Origin of the sequence: Paraburkholderia aromaticivorans, from assembly GCF_002278075.1 — a bacterium.
In the GTDB taxonomy this organism is placed as follows: domain Bacteria; phylum Pseudomonadota; class Gammaproteobacteria; order Burkholderiales; family Burkholderiaceae; genus Paraburkholderia; species Paraburkholderia aromaticivorans.
The window spans coordinates 1915211-1936476 of sequence record NZ_CP022989.1 but is presented as its reverse complement, the minus strand read 5'-3'; the positions used below and the strand labels follow the sequence as shown (position 1 = coordinate 1936476).

Below are 21266 nucleotides of genomic sequence, written 5' to 3'. Positions count from 1 at the left end.
CAGCAAAGCCGCAACACCCTAGCCGGCTCAAAACCTCACAAACAGACCGGCTCCGCCTCCAGCTCCACCCCAAATCTCTCGAGCACATCTCGCTGAATCGCTTTGGCAAGCGCCAAAACCTCCGCGCCGCTCGCACCGCCGCGATTCACCAGCACCAGCGCCTGCCGTTCATGCACGGCTGCCGCGCCCATCGCGCGGCCTTTCCACCCGCATCGATCGATCAGCCAGCCGGCCGCAAGCTTCACCCGCCCGTCCGGCTGCACATAGGACACGACATCCGGTTCCCTGATCTTCAGCGCCTCGAACTGCGCCGCCTCGACCACCGGATTCTTGAAGAAGCTGCCGGCATTGCCGAGTTCCAGCGGATCGGGCAGCTTGGCGCGCCGCACGGCCACCACCGCATCGAAAATAGCTTGCGCGGTCGGCGGCGTATCGGCATGGCCGTTCGCGGCCAATTCGCGAGCGAGATCCGCGTACCCGGCACGTGGCTGCCAAAGCTTCGGCAAACGGAAGGTAACCGACGTAATCACGAAACGGTCGCGCCCTTCCCGCTTGAAAAAACTGTCGCGATAGCCAAAGCGGCAGGCCAGCGCGTCCATTTCGACCACAGCGCCCGTGGCCAGCTCCGCCGCGCGTAGCGACGCGAAGCGCTCGCCCATCTCCAATCCGTACGCGCCGATGTTCTGAATCGGCGCCGCGCCCACCGTGCCGGGGATCAGCGCGAGGTTCTCGAGGCCAGGCATTCCTTGCGACAAAGTCCAGGCAACGAACTCATGCCACGGTTCACCGCCGGCCGCTTCGACGTACCATGCATCATCGTCCTCGCGCACGACGCGGCGGCCCCGCAGCGCGATCAGCAATACCAGTCCGCCAAAGTCGCCGGTCAGGACGACGTTGCTGCCGCCGCCCAGCACGAGGCGCGGCAGGCCGGCTGCGCGCGGATCGCGCACTGCGGCCATCAATTGCTCTTCACGCTCGATGCGGCACGCAACCTGCGCGCGCACATCGAAGCCGAAGGTGTTGTGCGCCTTCAGCGGATAGCCGGCAATGAACGCGGCGGATTCGGTTTGGGACATCGGAATGAGAACGGTGAAACTGTCGAATGAAACAACGAATAAAGCCGCCGAGGAAACCGTCTTGCGGCGCCCGCAGCGCGGCAATGCGCGGCGGCCTTGGGCAAAAGGGAGCGGCGTCGGTAAAATGACGTCCGGTCCGTGATTATAGCGAGTGCCTCGTGAGCAGCCGGCCGGTTGCGTCGCGCACCGCAGCACTATTGGGAGAAAGCAATGCCATCGTTTGACGTCGTCTGCGAAGCGAACATGATCGAAGTCAAGAACGCGATCGAGCAGGCCAACAAGGAAATTTCAACGCGCTTCGACTTCAAAGGGTCGGACGCGCGCGTCGAACACAAGGAAAACGAAATCACGGCCTACGCGGACGACGATTTCAAACTCGGCCAGGTGAAAGACGTGCTGCTGTCGAAAATGGCCAAGCGCAACGTGGACGTGCGCTTCCTCGACTATGGCAAGATCGAGAAGATCGGCGGCGACAAGGTCAAGCAGGTCATCAAGATCAAGAAAGGCGTGTCGGGCGATCTGTCGAAGAAAATCGTGCGCCTCGTGAAGGACAGCAAGATCAAGGTCCAGGCGAGCATTCAGGGCGACGCGGTGCGTATCACCGGCGGCAAGCGCGACGATCTGCAAAGCGTGATCGCCATGCTGCGCAAGGACGTGACGGACACGCCGCTCGATTTCAATAACTTCCGCGACTGAGGCTTCGGCGCGCGAACGCCGCGCGCCCATACATCAACCCGTCAGACGTCGCTCCCCGCCGTCGGCTTTGCGGCTGCATCCGCCTTTTTCTTGTCGCCAATCCGGCTTTCCTGCCCGCGCATCAGCTTGGCAATGTTGCCGCGATGACGCCACACCAGCAGCGAGCTCATCACGACGATGGCCAGCGCGATGATGTGCGGCCCGAACAGGAAGCCGTCGAAGATCGGCGCGAACACCGCCGCGGCCAATGCCGCGAGCGACGAATAACGCGTGAAGAACGCCACGATCAGCCAGGTCAGCAACGTAGCCACGCCGAGGATCGGATTGATGGCGAGCAGCACGCCCGCCGCGGTCGCCACGCCCTTGCCGCCCTTGAAGCGGAAGAAAACCGGATACAGATGGCCGAGAAACACGGCAACCGACGCGATCGCCACCGACGTCTCGTCGAGCCCATAGCGCGCGCCGAAATGCACGACGAACCACACCGGCAGCCAGCCTTTGAACGCGTCGCCGATCAGTGTGAGAATCGCCGCCTTCTTGCTGCCGCTGCGCAGCACGTTGGTGGCGCCCGGGTTGCCCGAGCCATAGGAGCGTGGGTCGTCGAGGCCCATCGCGGCGCTCACGATCACGGCGAACGACACCGAACCGATCAGGTAGGCAACGACGGCAACGATCAGGTTTTGCATCTGGGACTCTTATAAGGATCGGCGGTCTGAAACTCGATACCCCAACCGCAACAGGGCGCGCAACTCGGAACAAAGCGGCGCACATTCTACCGAACCGGCGCTCCCGGAAAACATTCAGGCAAACGTCAATCGACGCTCGCGCACTGAACCGGCTTCGCCGCCAGCAACTCCGTCAGCACCTTCGGCTCGATGCTGACCAGAAAACCGCGCCGCCCGCCGTTCAGCCAGATCTTGTCCATGTCGAGAATGCTCGACTCGACGTACACCGGCATCGGCTTCTTCGTGCCGAACGGCGACGTGCCGCCGATCAGATAGCCCGAATGCCGGTTCGCCACTTCAGGCTTGCACGGCTCGACGCGCTTCGCGCCGATCTGCCGCGCGAGGTTCTTGGTGCTGACGGTACGGTCGCCGTGCATCAGCACGATCAACGGCTTGGCGTGCTCGTCTTCCATAACCAGCGTCTTGACGACGTGATGTTCGTCCACGCCGAGCTGGCGCGCCGATTCTCCGGTGCCGCCATGCTCGACATAATCATAAGGATGCTCGCCGAAAGTGACGCCGTGGCGGCGCAGAAACTGCGTGGCCGGCGTTTCGGAAACGTGTCGGGATTTGCTCATCGGCGCATTGTAATGGCGACTTTACGCAACGGCTATTTGCCGAATGGTCAATTGTGCGGGCCGGGCGATTATGGCACGATCGTTCGAAAATATTCCGGCGCACTGCCTGCCGGACACCGGGTCACATTCAGGAGACAGCGTTGAGCCTCGATTCATCCCCTCGTTACTCGATCGACATTCCCGCGCTGCTGGCCGCGCTGCCCGCGCGGATTTCCGACATTCCGGCGCTAGCCGCCGCGCGCGATCCGCACCATATCGCATTGATCGAGGATGCGCGCAGCCTGAGCCGCGCGCAACTGCTGGCGGCCGTCGACGCGGCCACCGCGCTGCTGCGCGAATGGGGCGTGCGGGGCGGCGATCGCGTGATGATCGTCGCGGAAAACAGCATCGCGCAGATCGTACTGCTGTTCGCGGCCGCGAGGCTCGACGCGTGGGCGTTGGTGTCGAATGCGCGCCTGTCGGCGGCCGAACTCGACTCGATCCGGGCGCACGCGCAGCCGCGCGTGGTCGCGTATGCCACGGAAAGCTCGACCGACGCCGCACGGCACGCTCAGCGGCATCAAGCCACCGCCGCGCCGGCAATCACGCCGGACATAGGCGCCTGGTCGTACACGGTGGACCGCGCGGCGATCGCCGAACCGGTCGAGGCCGCCAACCACCGCCAATGCGCCGCGCTGATTTACACCACCGGCACCACCGGCGCACCGAAGGGCGTGATGCTCTCGCATCGCAATCTGCTGTTCATCGCCGCGATCTCGAGCCGCTTGCGCAAAGTCGGCCCGGACGACGTCGTCTACGCCGTGCTGCCGATCTCGCACGTGTATGGCTTCGCGTCGGTGTGCCTCGGCAGCCTGCATGCGGGTGCCACCTTGCGGCTCGTGCCGCGCTTCGCGCCGCAAGCCGTGCGCCGCGCTCTCGCCGAAGAACGCGTGTCGATCTTCCAGGGCGTGCCGGCCATGCACGCCAAACTACTGGAGCATCTGAAAACGCACGGCCACCCGTGGTCCGCGCCGCGATTGCGCTTCGCGTATTCAGGCGGCTCGCCGCTCGACGCCGCCTTGAAAGCGCAGGCCGAAAGCGTCTACGGTTTGCCGCTGCACAACGGTTACGGCATGACCGAAAGCAGCCCGACCGTGTCGCATACCATGCTCGACGCGCCGCGCAGCGACTGCTCGGTCGGCGAGATCATTCCAGGCGTCGAGGTGCGTTTCGTCGGGCTCGACGGTATCGATGCCGCACAAGGCGAAATCGGTGAACTATGGGTGCGCGGTCCGAACGTGATGCTCGGCTACTATCGCAGTCCCGAGCAGACACGTGCGGCCGTGACCGAAGACGGCTGGCTCAAAACCGGCGATCTCGCGCGCCAGGATGCGGACGGCGCGCTGCATATCGTCGGGCGCAGCAAGGAGCTGATCATCCGCTCGGGCTTCAATGTGTATCCGGCCGAGGTCGAGCATGTGCTGAATGCGCATCCGCAGGTCGTGCAGTCGGCGGTGATCGGGCGCGCGGTGGAGGGTAACGAGGAAGTCGTCGCGTTTGTCGAGTTGATGGCCGCTGCGAAGGTGACGCCCGCCGAATTGATCGACTGGTGCGGCGAGCGGCTCGCGCCGTACAAGCGGCCGGCCGAAGTCAAAGTGCTGGCCGCGTTGCCGGCCGCGTCGACGGGCAAGATTCTCAAGCATCGGTTGCGCGAGTTTCTTTGAGCGAAGCGCAACCGCGAGCGCGAGCGCGAGCGCGCATCAGCCTCGCGGATGATGCTGCGCATGCAGCGACTTCAACCGTTCGCGGGCCACGTGCGTGTAAATCTGCGTGGTAGAAATATCCGTGTGGCCAAGCAGCAATTGCACGACACGCAAGTCGGCGCCGTGATTGAGCAGATGCGTCGCGAACGCGTGCCGCAACGTATGCGGCGACAGCGGCGCATTCACGCCGGCCGCCGCCGCGTGGCGTTTGATGATGTTCCAGAACTGCTGGCGCGTCATGCCCTCCGCGCGGCTCGTCACGAACAGCGCGTCCGTCGCGCGCGCGCCGAGCAAGGCGGGCCGCGCCTCGCGCAGATAGCGTTCGATCCAGCTGTGCGCCTCTTCGCCGAACGGAATCAGGCGCTCCTTCGAGCCCTTGCCCATGACGCGCACCACGCCTTCGTTCAGGCCCACTTCCACGGTTTTCAGCGTGACGAGTTCGGTCACGCGCAAACCGCTCGCGTACATCAGCTCCAGCATCGTGCGATCGCGCAGGCCCAACGGCGTATCGATGTCGGGCGCGCCGAGCAGCGCTTCGACTTGCGCCTCGGTGAGCGTCGACGGAAAACGTGGCGGCTGTTTCGCCGAGCGGATGCGCACCGTCGGATCGACCTTCGCGCGATGCTCGCGCACCGCCCAGCCGTAGTAGCGGCGAAACACCGACAGCCGCCGGTTCGCCGAAGTCGATTTGTCCTTTTGCCGCGCGGCGCTATACGCATTCAGATCGGCTTCGCTCGCGGTGTCGAGCGAGGCGTTGCGGCTCCGCGCGAGCCATTCGCAAAAGAGACGCAGATCGCGGCGATACGCGTCGAGCGTGTTGCGCGACAGGCCGTGTTCGAGCCACAGCGCGTCGCAGAACGCATCGATCGACGCCGAGCTGGCAACAAAGAGGGGTGACGCAGCCGGCGCGTCGTCGATCAAGGTATCGCTCATGCGTAGGGAATGCCTTCGTGCGCCAGCAGCCAGCGCTTGATGTTGCGGAAGAAACCATCCTCGGCGTGATTCGCAAAGCCGCCGATGCCGCTCGAACTCACGACCCGGTGACAGGGAATCACGATCGGAAAGTAATTCGCGCCGCACGCCTGACCGACCGCGCGCGGCGCGCTGCCGAGCTGCCTTGCCAATTGCCCGTAGGTCAGCACGACGCCCGGCGGAATGTCGCTGATGGCTTGCCAGACACGCTTCTGAAACGCGGTGCCGACCGACGCAAGCGGCAACTCGAATTTCGCCGACGCACGATCGAAATATCGCTCGATCTGCTCGGCCGCCAGCCTCGCCAACGGCGTGTCGGGTGCGACGTTTTGCATGGAATCCGGCAGATAGACGATCTCGCGCACGGCCTCGCCTTCGAGACGAATGCCGACCTTGCCGAACGGCGCATCGATCACTGCGTTGAACATGATTGCCTGCTCCTCACTCGCGCGGCGCTCCGGTTTGCAAGCTCGTGCATCTGCATGTCGTGCAGTGCGCGAGGCGCGCCCGGGCCGGATGGTTTGCCGCTACTTTACGCCGCTTCCAACGCCCATTCCACATGCTCGCGCACGACGGGCGATGCGTCGCCGGCGCGCGCTCTCAGCGCGTGCACGATCGCCTCGCGCGCCGTCCCGCTCAAGCTGTCAGGCGACGCACGCAGCGCGTTGCCCATGCCCACCGCGAGATTGCGCAGCCAGCTCTCGTAACCGATCCGGCGAATCGCACTGCCTTGCATGCGCGTATCGAATTCGTCCGCGCTCCACGAGAAAAGCTCGACGAGCGAGGCGCGATCGAGCCCATGCCGCACGTCGAAATCGGCGACCGGCGCGGCCTGCGCGAACTTGTTCCATGGACACACGAGCTGACAATCGTCGCAGCCGTACACACGGTTGCCGATGAGCGGCCGCATGTCCAGCGGAATGCTGCCCTTCAACTCGATCGTGAGATAGGAGATGCACAGGCGCGCATCGACCTTGTACGGCGCGACGATCGCGCCGGTCGGACAGGCGCCGATGCAGCGTGTGCAACTGCCGCAATGCGAGCCCGGCGTTTCGGGCGCGACCTCGGGCAAGGTGTCGGCATCGGTCGGCAACGGCACGTCGACATAGATTTCGCCGAGGAAAAACAGCGACCCGGCGTCGCGTTGCAACAGCAGCGTGTGCTTGCCGCGCCAGCCGATACCAGCCTTCTGGGCAAGTTCCACCTCCAGCACGGGCGCCGAATCGGTAAATACGCGGTAGCCGAACGCGCCGATCGCCGCCTCGATTTTTTCGGCCAGCTGCTGCAGACGGTTGCGCATGACCTTGTGATAATCGCGGCCGCGCGCATAGACCGACACCACCGCCGCCGACGGATCCGCGAGCCGCGCATGCTCGGCGGCGCGCCAGTCCTGCGTCGGTGCGCCGTCCTGCAACGCGCTTTCGGGCGCCTTTCCATTCAGCGTCAAAGCGGGCAGATACGCGATGCGCGCGGTGATCACACGTCGCGTGCCGGCCACAAGCTCGGCGGGCCGCGCGCGTTTCATGCCGTGTTTCGCCATATAATCCATCTCGCCGTGGCAACCCGCTTCCAGCCAGGCTGCAAGCGGCGCTTCGGCGGCGGAAAGATCGGTGTCGCTAATGCCGATCGCTCCGAAACCCAGTTCACGGCCCCATGCTTTGATGTTCAGCGCGAGCGCATTCAGCGCCGTTTCATCGAAATGACGCTCGGCTCGCGCATCGTCGTCAGACGCAGGCGTGCAGGAAACAGGGGACTCCGGACTTCGGTTCATCACGCCATTTTACGAGAATGCCTGTCAATCCCGATCTCGCGATCCAACCGCCCGCCAATATCCTGCTCGAACGCACCTTCGCGCTCGCGGACGAGGCTGCCACGCTCGCCTTCGGCGAGCGCTTCGCGAAGGCGATCGAAAGCGTACGCGAGGCCTCGCGGCATGCGCCGGGCGTTCAGGACCACACGGCATTCCACGGACTGCAAGTGCAGCTCGTCGGCGACCTCGGTGCCGGCAAAACCACGCTCGTGCGCGCCACCTTGCGCGGCCTCGGCCACACCGGCCGCGTGCGCAGTCCCACTTACACACTCGTCGAACCCTACGTGCTCGAACGGCCCGCCGGGGAACTCGCGCTCTATCACTTCGATCTGTATAGATTCACTGATCCGGCCGAATGGGCCGACGCGGGCTTTCGCGAGTACTTCGACAGCGGCGCCGTCTGCCTCGTCGAATGGCCGCAACGCGCGGGGTGTCTCCTGGGCGTGCCGGATCTCGTCTTCTCGCTCGACCTCGACAACGAGAACCCGGGCGACGGCCGTGTCCTCGTCGCACGGGCATACAGCGAACCAGGAAAGGCATGTCTCGAAAGATGTTGATCAAACCGTTCCGCTCGATCGAATCGGCGGCTACCGCAACGCATAACTGGCGGCGCCGGCAGATTCTGCGCGCGGGTGCATCCACGCTCGTGCTCGGCCTCGTCGCGCCGCGTCTCGCGTGGGCGAGCTCGGTGCTCGGCGTGCGGGTCTGGCCGGCGCGCGACTACACGCGCGTGACGATCGAATCCGATCAGCCTCTGCAGAACGCCCAGCAGTTGCTGCAGGGACCGGACCGGCTGGTGGTCGACCTGAGCGGCCTCGATCTGGATCAGGCGTTGAAAGACCTCGTTTCGAAGATCACGCCGAACGATCCGCAGATTCAATCGGTGCGCGTCGGGCAATATCAACCGCATGTGGTGCGCATGGTGTTCGACCTGAAAGGCTCGGTGAAGCCGCAGGTGTTCACGCTGCCGCCGGTCGGCGCGTACAAGTACCGGCTGGTGTTCGACCTGTACCCCGCGGTCGCGCCTGATCCGTTAATGGAGCTGCTCGCACAGACCGAACGCAAGCAGCAAACGCTGAACGACGAGAACAGCGCGGCACCGCCGGCCACGTTGAGCGGCCCGGGCACCACACCGCCCACCGCCGATAACAGCGAGGCATTCTTCGAGCGTTACGCGCAGAACGGCGGCGGCGGGTCCGCGCCGGGCGTGCCGCGTCCGCCGGTGCACGTCGCGCCCGCACCCGCTGCGCCCATCCTCGGCAAACCCGCCACGCCGGCGGCGCCGGCGGCCATCGCGCGCAATAAGGGCAACAGCGGCAACAGCGCCAGCACGCTGGGCGCGGACGACGTCGGCAACGACGATACCTACGCATTCACCAATCCCAAATCCGGCAAGAGCAACACGGTGCGTCTGCTGACCGTAGCGATCGATCCGGGCCACGGCGGCGAAGACCCGGGCGCGATCGGCGGCTCAGGCACGTACGAGAAACACGTCGCGCTCGACATCGCGAAGAAACTGCGCGCGAAGATCGACGCGCAACCGAACATGCGCGCCATGATGACGCGCGACGCCGACTTCTTCGTGCCGCTGAACGTGCGCGTGCAGAAGGCGCGGCGCGTCGGCGCGGACCTGTTCGTATCGATCCACGCCGACGCGTTCACCACGCCCGACGCAAAGGGTTCGTCGGTGTTCGCGCTGTCCGAGCATGGCGCCTCGAGCGCCGCGGCGCGCTGGATGGCGAACAAGGAGAACTCGTCGGATCAGATCGGCGGGATCAACATCAAGTCCGCCGACGCCACGGTCAACCGCGCGCTGTTCGATATGTCCACCACCGCGCAGATTCGCGACTCGATGCGTTACGGCAACTTCGTGCTGAAGGAAATCGGCGGCATCAACAAGCTGCACAAGGGTTCGGTCGAACAGGCGGGGTTCGCGGTGCTGAAGGCGCCGGACATTCCGTCGATCCTCGTGGAAACGGCTTTCATCAGCAACCCGGACGAAGAGCGCCGCCTGAACGACGACGCGTATCGCGACAAGATGGCCGATGCGATCATGTCCGGTATCAAGCGCTATTTCGCGGCGAATCCTCCGCTCTCGAAGAACCGCATGACGTGATGCTTTCGCTTGCAACGATGCAATGAAATACGGCCGCTCGATGCGGCCGTATTTTTGTCGTGGGTTTTTTTGCCCTCGGTTTCGTCCTCGGTTTCGTCCTCGGTTTCGTCCTCGGTTTCGTCCTCGGTTTCATCCTCGGTTTCATCCTCAGTCTGACGCCCCAGTTGCCTGACGCGCCGGCGACAACCGCTGCGCGACCCAGCCGCCGAACACGTTGACGGCCAACCCCGCCATCACCAGCAACGCGCCGGCGATCTGCGCCGCGGACAGTCGCTCGTCGAGAAACAGCGACGCCGACGCGAGCCCGACGATCGGCACCAGCAGCGAAAACGGCGCAACCTGGCTCGCCGGATAGAGCGACAGCAGGCGGCTCCACAATCCGTAGCCGACCAGCGTGGCGATGAACGCGAGATACACGATGGCGAAGACCGACATCGCGCTGATGCCGGAGAGCGCCGCGACGATCCGCTGCGGCCCCTCGAACGCGTACGACAGCGCGAAAAACGGCAGCGGCGGGATCAAGCTGCCCCACACCACCAGTCCGACGAGATCGACCTTGCCGACCTTCTTCGTGACGATGTTGCCGAGCGCCCACGAACACGCGGCGCACAGCGTGAGGACAAAACCGGCCAGCGTCATGGCATGACCGCCTTGCAGGCCGATCACGGCCAGCCCGCCCGCCGCGATCGCCAAACCCACGACGTTCGGCAAGCGGAACCGCTCATGCAGGAAGAAGGCCGCGAAGATCAGCGTGAAAAACGCCTGCGCCTGCAACACCAGCGACGCGAGCCCGGCCGGCATGCCGACATACATGGCCGAGAACAGAAAGGCGAACTGCCCGAACGAGATCGTCGCGCCGTACGCGAACAGCCAGCGCCACGCCAGGTTGGGCCGTTTGACGAAAAACACCGCCGGCAGCGCGGCGAGCGTGAAGCGCAGCGCGCCGAGCAGCATGGGCGGCACGCCATGCAGGCCGACCTTGATCACGACGAAGTTAACGCCCCACGCCACGACGACGACCAGCGCGAGCAGCAAATCCCTGGGGGACATCCGGGTCTCCAATTGATTGTCCGATCCGGCAGTTTAGCGGAGCCGACGGCGGCGAGCGACGGACCACATGACGGATTCCCGGCGTGTCGACATGGCGCTCAAGCCTCATCATTGCGCCCTCCGCAGTAGAATCGTCCATTAAGCAAAAATTTCCACCCACCTTTCCAGCCGAGCCCGCCCATGTCCTCCTCGATCAAAGCAGTCCTCAAACCGCATCTGCGCGACGTCGGCAGCCTGACCGTGCGGCGCGTGCTGCCGGCCATGGCGGCGCGCCTGATCGGCCCGTTCATCTTCTTCGACCACATGGGCCCGGCCACGCTCGAACCGGGAGTCGGTCTCGACGTGCGCCCGCACCCGCATATCGGCCTCGCCACGGTGACCTACCTGTTCGAAGGCGCGGTCATGCATCGCGACAGCCTCGGCTCGGCGCAGAAAATCGTCCCCGGCGACGTCAACTGGATGACGGCCGGGCGCGGCATCGTCCACTCCGAGCGCACGCCGGAAGAGGACCGCGCGAGCGGCCTGACCATGCACGGCATTCAGACGTGGGTCGCGCTGCCGCTCGAAGACGAGGAGATCGAGCCGTCGTTCGCCCATCACGCCGCCGATACGCTACCGGTGGTCGAGCGTAACGGCGTGACGCTGCGGGTGATCGCGGGCACGGCGTTCGGCGCAACCTCGCCGGTCGCGACGTTCTCCGGCACGCTGTATGTGGCCGGCGAATTCGCGCCGGGCGGCGCTTTCGCGCTCGAACCGGAACACGAGGAACGCGGCGTCTATCTCGTGGACGGCGACCTGGAAATCGACGGCACGCCGCTCGAAGTTGGCCAGATGGCGGTGCTCGCGCTAGACGAGACAGTGACACTGGCGAGCACCCACGGCGCGCGCGTGATGCTGCTCGGCGGCGAGAAGCTGGAGGGCGAGCGCTTTATCGAGTGGAATTTCGTTGCCAGTTCGCGCGAGAAAATCGAAGCCGCGAAGCTGGCATGGACCAATCAGGAAATGGGCAAGGTGCCGGGCGAAACCGAATGGATTCCGCTGCCTGAGCGCAAGTGAGCGCGAGCCGGCTCTCGCGGCTCAAGCCACGACGCGATCAAGCGGCTCGGGCAGCATTGAATCCGCGGCGTTCGGCCCCATTTAACCCACAGACCGTTTTATCGACGAGGACGCAATGGACACCACTCTGGCCACTTTCGAACAGGACGTCATCACGGCGTCGACACTGGCCCCCGTGCTGGTCGATTTCTGGGCGCCCTGGTGCGGCCCCTGCAAGACCCTCGGCCCGATGCTCGAAAAGCTCGAAGCCGAAGCCGCCGGCAAATGGAAGCTGGTGAAGGTCAACGTGGACGAGAATCAGGAACTGGCCGCGCACTTCCAGGTGCGCAGCATTCCGCACGTCCTCGCATTTGCCGACGGACAGCCCGTCGACCAGTTTGTCGGCGTGCTGCCCGAAGGTCAGTTGCGCGAGTTTATCGAGCGGCTCGTGCCGCAGGGCGCGGACGCCGCGCGTCTGGAGGCGCAAACCGCGTTGGCCGAAGGCCGCCGCGAAGACGCGTACGACGCGTTGCAAGCCGCCCTTGCCTACGACCCGGGTTTCGACGAAGCGCGCATGGACCGCATTGAAATGCTGCTCGAAGACAACCGTATCGACGAAGCCCGCAACGAAGTCGATCTGCTGTCGCCGAAAACCACGCAAGGCATCGACGCGCGCTTCAACGCGATCAAGACGCGCCTCGACGCCGTGGACGCCGCCGCGGATCTGCCGCCCACGGATGCGCTGGAGGCGAAAGTCGCGGCCGACCCCGCCGATCTGGAAGCGCGTTTCGATCTGGCCAGCGCACTGATCGCTCGCCGTAAATACGCGGAAGCGCTCGAGCAACTGCTTGCGATCGTGCAACGCGACCGCACGTTCCGCGACGATATCGGCCGCAAGACCATGCTGTCGGTGTTCGATCTGGCCGCGCATCAGCCGGAGCTGGTGTCGCAATGGCGGCGCAAGCTGAGCGCCTCGCTGTTCTGATCAGCATGGTCAATATTCGGGAGCGGCCGGTGTGCCGCGCCCGAATGGCCTGCATGCCTGAAACTGGGAAGCGCCGCGGCAACTGCCGCGGCGTGATTCACCTCAAGCCGTCGCCTGCTTCGCCAGCGCCCGCAACACATGCGCGGCCGCGGCAAAACCGAAGCTCGCCGTCACGCACACACTCGAACCAAATCCCGCGCAGTTCAAACCAACCGGTCCCGTGTGACCCGGTGACGTGCTCACGTGCTCGGCTTCTGCGTCGATATCGCAGACGGCGGCTTCGGGGTAGATCAACGGCTCGTCGGAATACACCGCGCTCACCTTGAACTTCGCCTTGGGGCCGCGTGGAAAACCGTGCTGCTTGCGCAACTGTCCACGCACTTTCGAGAGCAACGGGTCCTGGATCGTCAGCGCGAGATCGTCGATGCGAATGCGCGTCGGATCGAGCTGGCCACCCGCGCCGCCGACCGTGATCAACGGCTGCTTCTTCTCTACACACCATGCGATCAGTGCGGTCTTGGTGCGCACGCTGTCGATCGCATCGATCACGTAATCGAAGCCGCCACCGAGCGTGGCGTCGAAGTTATCCGGCTCGACAAAGTCTTCGACCTGGCGCACGTCGCAAAACGGATTGATCGCCAGGATGCGTTCGGCCATTGCTTCGACCTTCGGTTTTCCGTAGTTGCCGTCGAGCGCATGGATCTGCCGGTTAGTGTTGCTCTCGGCGACGTTGTCGAGATCGATCAGGGTGAGCGTGCCGACCGCGCTGCGCGCGAGCGCCTCGGCCACCCACGAGCCCACGCCGCCAATGCCGATCACCGCGACGTGCGCGCCTTCGAATGCGGCAAGCGCCGGCGCGCCATACAGGCGGGCAATACCGCCGAAGCGCCGCGCGCGGTCGGCGGTTTCACTCCCGGCGAGGCTGGTAGTAAGATCGGATGGCGCGATGGTGCTGGACATGGTGGCAGGGCTCGTTGGTCAGGCAAAAACACATAGTGGCGACGCGCATGCGTACGCAGCCCCGTATTTTGCCTGAACCCATCGAGTTGCATTGGCGTGGAAAGAACAGCAGCGAGGGGCGCGGCGCGCCGGCATGGCCCGTTCACCACACCGGACCTTGACGTGGCTGCGCGCAAAAAATTAGCGCCTTAGCTATACTGATTGAACTGTAGCGTTCGCATAAGAACATGACCTCACTCGCCAAACTTCGAAAAAACTATTCGCTGGGTTCTTTGGACGTCGGCGATGTCGACCGCAACCCGTTTCGCCAATTCGATACGTGGTTCAAACAGGCGGTAGACGCCCAACTGCCCGAGCCGAATACCATGACGGTGGCCACGGTCGATTCGCGCGGCCGGCCTTCGGCGCGCATCGTGCTGATCAAGGGCGTCGACGAACGCGGCTTTGTGTTCTTCACCAATTACGAAAGCCGTAAAGGCCGCGAACTGGCGGCCAATCCCTACGCCAGCCTGCTGTTCTACTGGATTGAACTGGAGCGCCAGGTACGCGTCGAGGGCCGCGTCGTCAAAACCAGCGCGGAAGAAAGCGATGGGTATTTCGCATCGCGCCCGCTCGGTTCGCGCATCGGTGCGTGGGCGTCCAATCAAAGTCAGCCAATTGAAAGCCGTTCGCAGCTCGAAACACGCGAACGCGAATTCAGCCTGCAATTCGGCGATCAACCGCCGCGTCCGCCGCACTGGGGCGGCTATCGTTTGGTGCCCGAAGCAATCGAGTTCTGGCAGGGCCGGCCGTCGCGTCTGCACGACCGCCTGCTCTACACTCGATCGGGCGAAAACAGCGACTGGCAAATCTCCCGCCTGTCGCCCTGAATCGGAATACAACGCCGGCAGTGCGTTGCCAACGCAGCAGCGCGCGCCGGCCGGATGGCATCTCGCGGCATGGGAGTTGCGCCGCATCGAGCTGCGGTCCACACAAGCTTTGCTTTAATTCAACGGACACGGAGAGATCACATGTTCTGGGAGAAGAAGCTGGCGCAGTGGGTGGAAGATGTAAAAACCAAGGCTAACGTTCCGGCGCGCCTCGTGCTGTGGGACGGTCAGCAACACGACTTCGGGCAGTTTGCCGCGCCTCAGGTCACGCTCCATGTCAAAAGCGCCACGGCGCTGCCCTATCTGCTCGAACCGAGCCTCGACAATCTCGGCGAGGCATACGTGAAGGGCAAGATCGACATCGAGGGCAAGCTGTCGGACATCATCAATGTCGGTTACGAACTGGCGCGCAACACGGTCACGAGCGCGGGCAAGCTGGCGCGCGTGCGGCGTTACTTCAATCATTCGAAGGCGTCGGACAAGAAAGCGATCCAATATCACTACGACGTCTCGAACGAGTTCTACAAGCTGTGGCTCGACGAGAACATGGTGTACTCGTGCGCGTACTTCGAGAACGGCAACGAAGATCTCGCCACCGCGCAGATCAAGAAAATCGACCACATCCTCACCAAGATCCAGTTGCAGCCGGGGCAGCGCCTGCTCGATATCGGCTGCGGCTGGGGTGCGCTCGTGCTGCGCGCGGCGCAGAAGTTCGGCGCGAAGTGCGTGGGCGTGACGCTCTCGCAGAACCAGTTCGATCTCGCCACCGCGCGCGTGAGAGCCGCGGGCCTCGAAAGCCAGATCGAGATTCGTCTGCAGGACTACCGCGACGTTCAAGGGCAATTCGATCGCATCACGAGCGTCGGCATGTTCGAACACGTGGGCCGCAAGAATCTGCCGGGCTACTTCGAGAGGATCCGCGATCTGCTGGTGGACGACGGTATCGCGATGAATCACGGTATTACGTCGAGCGATGCGGACAGTGGCGAGACCGCGCTCGGCGGCGGCGAATTCATCGACCGCTATGTGTTCCCGGACGGCGAGCTGCCGCATATCAGCCTCGCGCTCGAAGCCATGCAGCGCGGCGGGCTCGAAGCAGTTGACGTCGAAAGCCTGCGCCGTCACTATGCGCACACGCTGGACATCTGGGCGGAAAATTTCGAAACGCATGCGGAAGAAGCCCGCAAGCTGGTCGACGACGAGAAATTCCGCATCTGGCGCGTGTACCTCGCCGGTTGCGCCTATGCGTTCGAAAACGACGACGTCTCGATCTACCAGGTGGTGTGCCGCAAAGCCGGCCGCAGCGCGAAAACCCTGCCGTGGTCGCGCCGCTATATGTACGACAAACCGCTGTAATCCGGTTGCGCCGCGGCGCCGTGCATGAGCGGGCGACGCAGCGCAACCTTTGAACAGCAGGTCGAACACCGATGGACCAGAGCGGGACAAGCGAAGTTGGAGAGCCGGTCGAAGGCGAGTTGCCCGCTGCGGGTGAAGCCGTGCAGTTCGATCTATTCGGGATGCCGGCGGAGGCGCCGGCATCGAAAGACGAGGCCCGGATCAAGCCGCCACGCGCGTACACCGGCGGCGCCGTATCGCAGCCGGACGGCGCCGGCGCCGCGCCTGACGCCGACACCGCCCACCTCCCCGCCGACACCCCGAAAAAGCGCCGCGGCCGCGAAATCCTCGCCGCCCCGCCCTCGCCCGATCTGCTCGCACTCGCGGCCGAATTGCCTGCGCAGATCCACCTCGGCACGTCGACGTGGTCGTTTCCGGGCTGGAACGGCATCGTCTACGGCGACGAGTACAGCAACAGCAAGCTTTCCCGCGAAGGTCTCACGGCCTACGGCGCGCATCCGCTACTGAAGACCGTCAGCATCGACCGGTCGTTTTATCAGGCGCTCACGGTCACCGAGTATTTGCGCTACGCGCAGCAAGTGCCCGAGCACTTCCGCTTCATCGTCAAAGCGCCGATGACCATCACCGACGCCACCGTGCGTGCCGAACGCGGCGAGCCGGTCTCGATGAACCCGTGTTTCCTGAACCCGCAAATGGCGATCGACGAATTCGTCACGCCTTGTCTCGAAGGGCTCGGCGCCAAGGCCGGCGCACTGGTGTTCCAGCTCTCGCCGCTGCCGGATCCGATGCTCGCGCAGCCGGCGGCATTCATCGAACGGCTGGGCGAATTCCTGATGGCCTTGCCCAGGCTGCCCGACGGCACCCGCTACGCGATCGAAATCCGCGATGCGAGCCTGCTCACGCCGCGCTTCATCCGCACGCTCAAAACGGCGGGCGTGCGCTATTGCGTGGGGATTCACGCGCGCATGCCCGACCCGCTGCGCCAGGCCGCGGCGCTCGCGCTGCTCGACGGCGAACCGGCCGGGCCGCTGATCGTGCGCTGGAGTCTGCACGGCGGTTTCAAATACGAACAGGCCAAGGCAAAGTACGAGCCGTTCAACCAGCTGGTCGACCCGGATCCCGCGACCCGCGCTTCACTCGCCGAACTGGCCGCGCGCTACGCGCTGGCCGGCCAGCCGGTGGTGATCGCGATCAACAATAAAGCGGAAGGCTCGGCGCCGCTGAGTTGCATGGAGTTGGCGCGGGCAATCATCGAGGCGTATGCGCGGCTGGCTCATGAACACGAGCATGAACACGAGCACGAGCACGACCGTAAGCCCACGCCGGCCGACGAGAACGAGAAACCGCCCCACTCCGGCGCTTAAGGAAAAAGCGCCCAACCGGCCTCTCGGCCCGCTAGCTCACCTTGATCCGGTGAGCAAACTTCTGACGAAACTTCGCCACCTTCGGCGCCACCACGAACGAGCAATAGCCTTGGTTCGGGTGATGCGCAAAATAGTTCTGGTGGTAAGCCTCGGCGGGCCAGTAGTTGCCGTCCAGCGGCAGCACCTGGGTGACGATCTGGCCGTCGTAAACCTGCTGTTCGCCAATCTCGCGGATCGCCTGCAGCGCCGTTTCCCGCTGCGCTTCGGAATGCGTGAAGATCACCGAGCGGTATTGAGTGCCGACGTCATTGCCCTGGCGGTTTAATTGCGTCGGATCGTGGATTGCGAAAAAAATGTCGAGAATCTCGCGATAGCTGATCTTCGCCGGATCGAAGTCGACTTTCACGACTTCCGCGTGGCCCGACTCGCCATCGCACACGTCCTCGTAAGTCGGGCGCCGGGTCTGGCCGCCCGCATAACCCGATTCCACCGCGTTCACGCCTTCGACGCCCAGATACACCGCTTCGAGGCACCAGAAACAACCGCCGCCGAGAGTGGCGACTTCGCCTGTCTGACTCATACTGCGCGCTCCTTGAACTCATAATCGGCCGATGCCGGTCCACGCTTTGCCGCAACGCTCATGCCACGACCGAGCTTTCCAGCTTAGCGGGTTTTTCACTCACTAGCTGAGGCTCACGGCCTGTCCGCCGCGATTGCAGTTAAAATTGGGACAAATCGACGATTTTCACTATGACTTTCGAATCATTTGTTTTCGGCCGCACGCGCGGCAGGTTCATCCCGGGGTTCGGCCGGTTTGCGCCAGGGGCGTGCGCCCAATGAAGCGCGCCAGCCCGCCCAACTTCGACCAGAACGCCTTCAAACAGGCGCTCAGCCAATTCGCCACCGGCGTCACCGTCATTACGACGCGCGCGGCGTCCGGCCAATTGATCGGCATCACGGCCAGTTCGTTCAATTCGGTTTCGCTCAATCCGCCGCTGGTGTTGTGGAGTCTCGCCACGCGCTCGGCGTCCATGCCCGTGTTCCGCGCCAACAGTCACTACGTGGTCAACGTGCTGGCCGCGTCGCAGCTCGATCTGTGCAAGCGCTTTGCGACCGTCAAGGGCGACCGCTTCGAAGGCGTGTCGCACGCGGAAGGCGACACCGGCATGCCGGTGCTGGACGGCGCGCTCGCCTGGTTCGAATGCCATAACCGCAGCCGTTACGAAGAAGGCGACCACGTGATTTTCGTCGGCGAAGTGGAGCGCTGCGGTGTGCATGAGCATGCTGCCGAAATCGCGCCGCTCGTATTTCAGAACGGCCTGTTTCACGGACTCAAGCCGCTCTGATTGCGCCGCGGTCCTCGCACTCAGCGGTCGTTGTGCGTCGCGCTATGCCCACTGGCTTTCTTCACCAACGACACCGGCACGCCCGAATCCTCCTTGAGTGTTTGCAGCACGATATTCGAACGAATATCCATCACGCCCGGCGCCTTGTAGAGCCGCTGCAGCACGAAATCCGAATAGTGTTTGAGATTGTGCGCGAGCACGCGCAGCAGATAGTGCGTCTCGCCGGTCACGACGAACGCGCCGACCACTTCCGGCCAGTCGCGCACCGCTTCCGCAAAGCGCTCGTGCCAGTTCTCCTGGTCGTTGCGCATGGACACCTGCACGAACGCTTCCAGTTCAAAACCCAGCACTTCGCGATTCAGACACGCGCGGTAATGTTCGATGACGCCCTGCTCTTCGAGCAGGCGCAGGCGTCGCAGACAGGCTGACGGCGAGAGCGAGATGCGCTCCGCGAGGTCGAGATTGCTGATCCGTCCTTCTTGCTGAAGCACCGTCAAAATACGGCAATCGGTGGCGTCGAGCGAGATCGCGTTCATATTCGGTCTCCCTTTCCCATTTATCTCAAATTATGTTCCAAGACACGGCGTAGAAGGAGATTTTTTCGCAATCACATTTCGTGTCAAGCCACCTATCATTTCCGGATAGACACAAACCGTTGATGCGACTATGCCAACTCTCTGGGACATCACCCCTGCCGTCGATTGCGCCACGCCCGTGTGGCCGGGCGATACGCCGGTGGGTATCGAGCGCGTGTGGCGCATGGAGGCGGGCTCGCCCGTCAACGTCGCGCGGTTGACGCTGTCGCCGCACACCGGCGCGCACACCGATGCCCCGCTGCACTACGACGCCGAAGGTGCCGCGATCGGCGAAGTCCCGCTCGACGCCTACCTCGGCCGATGTCGCGTGATTCATTGCATCGGCGCGGCGCCTGTTGTGACGCCACAACACTTGACCGGCTCGCTCGACGACCTCCCGCCGCGAGTCTTACTGCGCACTTACAGAAATGCGCCGACCACAGCCTGGGACAGCGCGTTCTGCGCGGTCGCGCCGGACACCATCGACTTGCTGGCGTCACGAGGCGTGAAGCTGATCGGCATCGACACGCCGTCGCTCGATCCGCAGGAGTCGAAGACGATGGACGCTCACCATCGCATCCGCGTGCATCGCATGGCGATTCTCGAGGGCATCGTGCTCGACGACGTCGCCGCCGGCGACTACGAACTGATCGCGCTGCCGCTCAAGCTGACCACACTCGACGCAAGCCCGGTGCGCGCGGTATTGCGCGCGCTGCCCGAGTCTCACTGACTACCTCTGATCTGACTGACGGAATCACCATGAACCACCGTGAAGAAGCACTGGCGCTCGATAACGCCGACCCGCTGGCGCCGTTGCGCGATCAATTCGCGCTGTCGTCGACGACCATCTATCTCGACGGCAACTCGCTCGGCGTGCCGCCGACCGCCGCCGCGCAGCGGGCGCAGACCGTGATCGCCGCCGAGTGGGGCGAAGGCCTGATTCGCAGCTGGAACACCGCTGGCTGGTTCGCTCTGCCGCGCCGCCTCGGCAACAAGCTCGCGCCGCTGATCGGCGCGGCGGAAGACGAAGTGGTCATCACCGATACGATTTCGATCAATCTGTTCAAGCTGCTCTCCGCTGCGGTGCGGGTAGCGAATGCACGCGACCCAAAGCGTCGCGTGATCGTTTCAGAGCGCTCGAATTTCCCGACCGATCTGTACATCGCGCAAGGACTGATCGAGCAGCTCGACCGTGGCTATGAATTGCGTCTGGTCGACGATCCTGCCGAACTGCCCGCCGCGATCGGCGATGACACCGCGATTGCGATGATCACGCATGTGAACTACCGCACCGGCTACATGCACGACATGGCGGCGCTCACCCAGCTGATCCACGACAAAGGCGCGCTCGCGCTGTGGGACCTCGCGCATTCGGCGGGCGCGGTGCCGGTCGATCTGAACGGCGTCGGCGCGGACTACGCGGTCGGCTGCACATACAAATATCTGAACGGCGGCCCGGGTTCGCCGGCGTTCGTGTGGGTGCCCAAGAGGCATCAAAACGACTTTGCTCAGCCGCTGTCCGGCTGGTGGGGTCATCGCGCGCCGTTCGAGATGGACCCGGCGTATCAGCCCGACGACGGCATCGGCCGCTTCTTGTGCGGCACGCAGCCCATGGTGTCGATGTCGCTCGTCGAATGCGGGCTCGACGTGTTTCTGCAAACCGACATGCAAGCGGTCCGGAAGAAGTCGCTGGCGTTGACGGATCTGTTCATCGAACTCGTCGAAGCGCGCTGCGGCGAATTTTCGTTGAAGCTCGTCACGCCGCGTGAGCATGCGCAGCGCGGCTCGCATGCGAGCTTCGAACATCCGCATGGTTATGAGGTGATGCAGGCGTTGATCGCGCGCGGCGTGATCGGCGACTATCGCGAACCACATGTGCTGCGGTTTGGTTTTACGCCGCTGTACACACGCTTTGTCGATGTATGGGATGCCGTGGAGACGTTGCGCGAGGTACTCACGCAAGAGACCTGGCGTGCGCCTGAATTTGCCGCACGCGGCGCTGTGACCTGAG

Annotated in this window: 22 protein-coding genes; 12 read left to right on the top strand and 10 right to left on the bottom strand. The window is 64.0% G+C overall.

Annotation, left to right across the window (positions count from 1 at the left end; translation table 11 throughout):
* Positions 1-35 precede the first annotated feature (35 nt).
* Positions 36-1076, bottom strand: a complete 1041-nt coding sequence (gene murB, locus CJU94_RS08910) for a UDP-N-acetylmuramate dehydrogenase (protein ID WP_095420271.1) — start codon at positions 1074-1076, stop codon at positions 36-38.
* A gap of 210 nt (positions 1077-1286) precedes the next feature.
* On the opposite strand from murB, the gene CJU94_RS08905 reads away from it, so the two are divergent.
* Positions 1287-1772: a YajQ family cyclic di-GMP-binding protein gene (locus tag CJU94_RS08905; RefSeq protein ID WP_095418377.1), complete on the top strand. Its 486-nt coding sequence runs from the start codon at positions 1287-1289 to the stop codon at positions 1770-1772.
* A 41-nt stretch (positions 1773-1813) separates the two neighbouring features.
* On the opposite strand, the gene plsY is transcribed toward CJU94_RS08905, so the two are convergent.
* Together plsY and ybaK are read right to left on the bottom strand one after the other, a co-directional pair.
* The gene (gene plsY, locus CJU94_RS08900; RefSeq protein ID WP_095418376.1) at positions 1814-2458 is read right to left on the bottom strand and encodes a glycerol-3-phosphate 1-O-acyltransferase PlsY; all 645 of its coding nucleotides are present in this window, start codon (positions 2456-2458) and stop codon (positions 1814-1816) included.
* A 125-nt stretch (positions 2459-2583) separates the two neighbouring features.
* Positions 2584-3075 (bottom strand): Cys-tRNA(Pro) deacylase, encoded by a 492-nt coding sequence (ybaK, locus tag CJU94_RS08895; RefSeq protein WP_095418375.1) that lies wholly within the window; start codon positions 3073-3075, stop codon positions 2584-2586.
* A 140-nt stretch (positions 3076-3215) separates the two neighbouring features.
* Between ybaK and CJU94_RS08890 the strand changes: the two genes are divergently transcribed.
* On the top strand, positions 3216-4778 hold the full coding sequence (locus CJU94_RS08890; RefSeq protein WP_095418374.1) for a class I adenylate-forming enzyme family protein: 1563 nt from the start codon (positions 3216-3218) through the stop codon (positions 4776-4778).
* Between the two features lie 36 nt (positions 4779-4814).
* Here CJU94_RS08890 and xerD read toward each other — a convergent pair whose 3' ends face one another.
* The 3 genes from xerD to queG all read right to left on the bottom strand — a co-directional run bounded on the left by xerD (position 4815) and on the right by queG (position 7560).
* Complete coding sequence (xerD, locus tag CJU94_RS08885) at positions 4815-5750, bottom strand: site-specific tyrosine recombinase XerD (RefSeq protein ID WP_095418373.1); 936 nt, start codon at positions 5748-5750, stop codon at positions 4815-4817.
* Positions 5747-6217, bottom strand: coding sequence for a methylated-DNA--[protein]-cysteine S-methyltransferase (locus CJU94_RS08880; protein ID WP_095418372.1), 471 nt, complete (start codon positions 6215-6217; stop codon positions 5747-5749). The genes xerD and CJU94_RS08880 overlap by 4 nt, the downstream gene beginning before the upstream one ends.
* Before the next feature lie 104 nt (positions 6218-6321).
* Positions 6322-7560, bottom strand: coding sequence for a tRNA epoxyqueuosine(34) reductase QueG (gene queG, locus CJU94_RS08875; protein WP_095418371.1), 1239 nt, complete (start codon positions 7558-7560; stop codon positions 6322-6324).
* Between the two features lie 17 nt (positions 7561-7577).
* Between queG and tsaE the strand changes: the two genes are divergently transcribed.
* Positions 7578-8156, top strand: coding sequence for a tRNA (adenosine(37)-N6)-threonylcarbamoyltransferase complex ATPase subunit type 1 TsaE (gene tsaE / locus CJU94_RS08870; RefSeq protein ID WP_095418370.1), 579 nt, complete (start codon positions 7578-7580; stop codon positions 8154-8156).
* Entirely contained in the window at positions 8138-9715 is a 1578-nt protein-coding gene (locus tag CJU94_RS08865; RefSeq protein WP_095418369.1) for an N-acetylmuramoyl-L-alanine amidase, read from the top strand. The genes tsaE and CJU94_RS08865 overlap by 19 nt, the downstream gene beginning before the upstream one ends.
* 147 nt (positions 9716-9862) lie before the next feature.
* Here the strand turns inward: CJU94_RS08865 and CJU94_RS08860 are convergent, their stop codons facing one another.
* The gene (locus tag CJU94_RS08860; protein ID WP_095418368.1) at positions 9863-10765 is read right to left on the bottom strand and encodes an EamA family transporter; all 903 of its coding nucleotides are present in this window, start codon (positions 10763-10765) and stop codon (positions 9863-9865) included.
* Positions 10766-10945: 180 nt separating this feature from the next.
* On the opposite strand from CJU94_RS08860, the gene CJU94_RS08855 reads away from it, so the two are divergent.
* Both CJU94_RS08855 and trxA read left to right on the top strand, forming a co-directional pair.
* Positions 10946-11821: a pirin family protein gene (locus CJU94_RS08855; protein ID WP_095418367.1), complete on the top strand. Its 876-nt coding sequence runs from the start codon at positions 10946-10948 to the stop codon at positions 11819-11821.
* 115 nt (positions 11822-11936) lie between these two features.
* Entirely contained in the window at positions 11937-12785 is an 849-nt protein-coding gene (gene trxA, locus CJU94_RS08850; protein WP_095418366.1) for a thioredoxin, read from the top strand.
* Positions 12786-12887: 102 nt separating this feature from the next.
* On the opposite strand, the gene tcdA is transcribed toward trxA, so the two are convergent.
* Complete coding sequence (tcdA, locus tag CJU94_RS08845; protein ID WP_095418365.1) at positions 12888-13745, bottom strand: tRNA cyclic N6-threonylcarbamoyladenosine(37) synthase TcdA; 858 nt, start codon at positions 13743-13745, stop codon at positions 12888-12890.
* Between the two features lie 227 nt (positions 13746-13972).
* On the opposite strand from tcdA, the gene pdxH reads away from it, so the two are divergent.
* The 3 genes from pdxH (at position 13973) to CJU94_RS08830 (ending at position 17334) form a co-directional block, all read left to right on the top strand.
* Positions 13973-14614 (top strand): pyridoxamine 5'-phosphate oxidase, encoded by a 642-nt coding sequence (pdxH, locus tag CJU94_RS08840; RefSeq protein ID WP_095418364.1) that lies wholly within the window; start codon positions 13973-13975, stop codon positions 14612-14614.
* Between the two features lie 141 nt (positions 14615-14755).
* On the top strand, positions 14756-15970 hold the full coding sequence (locus tag CJU94_RS08835; RefSeq protein ID WP_095418363.1) for an SAM-dependent methyltransferase: 1215 nt from the start codon (positions 14756-14758) through the stop codon (positions 15968-15970).
* 71 nt (positions 15971-16041) lie between these two features.
* Positions 16042-17334, top strand: coding sequence for a DUF72 domain-containing protein (locus tag CJU94_RS08830; RefSeq protein WP_095418362.1), 1293 nt, complete (start codon positions 16042-16044; stop codon positions 17332-17334).
* A 31-nt stretch (positions 17335-17365) separates the two neighbouring features.
* On the opposite strand, the gene msrA is transcribed toward CJU94_RS08830, so the two are convergent.
* The gene (msrA, locus tag CJU94_RS08825; protein ID WP_095418361.1) at positions 17366-17914 is read right to left on the bottom strand and encodes a peptide-methionine (S)-S-oxide reductase MsrA; all 549 of its coding nucleotides are present in this window, start codon (positions 17912-17914) and stop codon (positions 17366-17368) included.
* Between the two features lie 256 nt (positions 17915-18170).
* On the opposite strand from msrA, the gene CJU94_RS08820 reads away from it, so the two are divergent.
* The gene (locus CJU94_RS08820; RefSeq protein WP_095418360.1) at positions 18171-18680 is read left to right on the top strand and encodes a flavin reductase family protein; all 510 of its coding nucleotides are present in this window, start codon (positions 18171-18173) and stop codon (positions 18678-18680) included.
* A gap of 20 nt (positions 18681-18700) precedes the next feature.
* On the opposite strand, the gene CJU94_RS08815 is transcribed toward CJU94_RS08820, so the two are convergent.
* Positions 18701-19216 (bottom strand): Lrp/AsnC family transcriptional regulator, encoded by a 516-nt coding sequence (locus CJU94_RS08815; protein ID WP_095418359.1) that lies wholly within the window; start codon positions 19214-19216, stop codon positions 18701-18703.
* Positions 19217-19346: 130 nt separating this feature from the next.
* Here CJU94_RS08815 and kynB point away from each other — a divergent pair, with 130 nt between their 5' ends.
* Both kynB and kynU read left to right on the top strand, forming a co-directional pair.
* The gene (kynB, locus tag CJU94_RS08810; RefSeq protein WP_095418358.1) at positions 19347-19985 is read left to right on the top strand and encodes an arylformamidase; all 639 of its coding nucleotides are present in this window, start codon (positions 19347-19349) and stop codon (positions 19983-19985) included.
* 29 nt (positions 19986-20014) lie between these two features.
* Positions 20015-21265 (top strand): kynureninase, encoded by a 1251-nt coding sequence (gene kynU / locus CJU94_RS08805; protein ID WP_095418357.1) that lies wholly within the window; start codon positions 20015-20017, stop codon positions 21263-21265.
* Position 21266 lies beyond the last annotated feature (1 nt).

What these genes read in the sequence shown, in the direction of transcription:
- murB (WP_095420271.1), bottom strand. Translation starts at nt 1,076, where the DNA reads ATGTCCCAAACCGAATCCGCCGCGTTCATTGCCGGCTATCCGCTGAAG.
- CJU94_RS08905 (WP_095418377.1), top strand. Translation starts at nt 1,287, where the DNA reads ATGCCATCGTTTGACGTCGTCTGCGAAGCGAACATGATCGAAGTCAAG.
- plsY (WP_095418376.1), bottom strand. Translation starts at nt 2,458, where the DNA reads ATGCAAAACCTGATCGTTGCCGTCGTTGCCTACCTGATCGGTTCGGTG.
- ybaK (WP_095418375.1), bottom strand. Translation starts at nt 3,075, where the DNA reads ATGAGCAAATCCCGACACGTTTCCGAAACGCCGGCCACGCAGTTTCTG.
- xerD (WP_095418373.1), bottom strand. Translation starts at nt 5,750, where the DNA reads ATGAGCGATACCTTGATCGACGACGCGCCGGCTGCGTCACCCCTCTTT.
- CJU94_RS08880 (WP_095418372.1), bottom strand. Translation starts at nt 6,217, where the DNA reads ATGTTCAACGCAGTGATCGATGCGCCGTTCGGCAAGGTCGGCATTCGT.
- queG (WP_095418371.1), bottom strand. Translation starts at nt 7,560, where the DNA reads ATGAACCGAAGTCCGGAGTCCCCTGTTTCCTGCACGCCTGCGTCTGAC.
- tsaE (WP_095418370.1), top strand. Translation starts at nt 7,578, where the DNA reads ATGCCTGTCAATCCCGATCTCGCGATCCAACCGCCCGCCAATATCCTG.
- CJU94_RS08865 (WP_095418369.1), top strand. Translation starts at nt 8,138, where the DNA reads ATGTCTCGAAAGATGTTGATCAAACCGTTCCGCTCGATCGAATCGGCG.
- CJU94_RS08860 (WP_095418368.1), bottom strand. Translation starts at nt 10,765, where the DNA reads ATGTCCCCCAGGGATTTGCTGCTCGCGCTGGTCGTCGTCGTGGCGTGG.
- CJU94_RS08855 (WP_095418367.1), top strand. Translation starts at nt 10,946, where the DNA reads ATGTCCTCCTCGATCAAAGCAGTCCTCAAACCGCATCTGCGCGACGTC.
- trxA (WP_095418366.1), top strand. Translation starts at nt 11,937, where the DNA reads ATGGACACCACTCTGGCCACTTTCGAACAGGACGTCATCACGGCGTCG.
- tcdA (WP_095418365.1), bottom strand. Translation starts at nt 13,745, where the DNA reads ATGTCCAGCACCATCGCGCCATCCGATCTTACTACCAGCCTCGCCGGG.
- pdxH (WP_095418364.1), top strand. Translation starts at nt 13,973, where the DNA reads ATGACCTCACTCGCCAAACTTCGAAAAAACTATTCGCTGGGTTCTTTG.
- CJU94_RS08835 (WP_095418363.1), top strand. Translation starts at nt 14,756, where the DNA reads ATGTTCTGGGAGAAGAAGCTGGCGCAGTGGGTGGAAGATGTAAAAACC.
- CJU94_RS08830 (WP_095418362.1), top strand. Translation starts at nt 16,042, where the DNA reads ATGGACCAGAGCGGGACAAGCGAAGTTGGAGAGCCGGTCGAAGGCGAG.
- msrA (WP_095418361.1), bottom strand. Translation starts at nt 17,914, where the DNA reads ATGAGTCAGACAGGCGAAGTCGCCACTCTCGGCGGCGGTTGTTTCTGG.
- CJU94_RS08820 (WP_095418360.1), top strand. Translation starts at nt 18,171, where the DNA reads ATGAAGCGCGCCAGCCCGCCCAACTTCGACCAGAACGCCTTCAAACAG.
- CJU94_RS08815 (WP_095418359.1), bottom strand. Translation starts at nt 19,216, where the DNA reads ATGAACGCGATCTCGCTCGACGCCACCGATTGCCGTATTTTGACGGTG.
- kynB (WP_095418358.1), top strand. Translation starts at nt 19,347, where the DNA reads ATGCCAACTCTCTGGGACATCACCCCTGCCGTCGATTGCGCCACGCCC.
- kynU (WP_095418357.1), top strand. Translation starts at nt 20,015, where the DNA reads ATGAACCACCGTGAAGAAGCACTGGCGCTCGATAACGCCGACCCGCTG.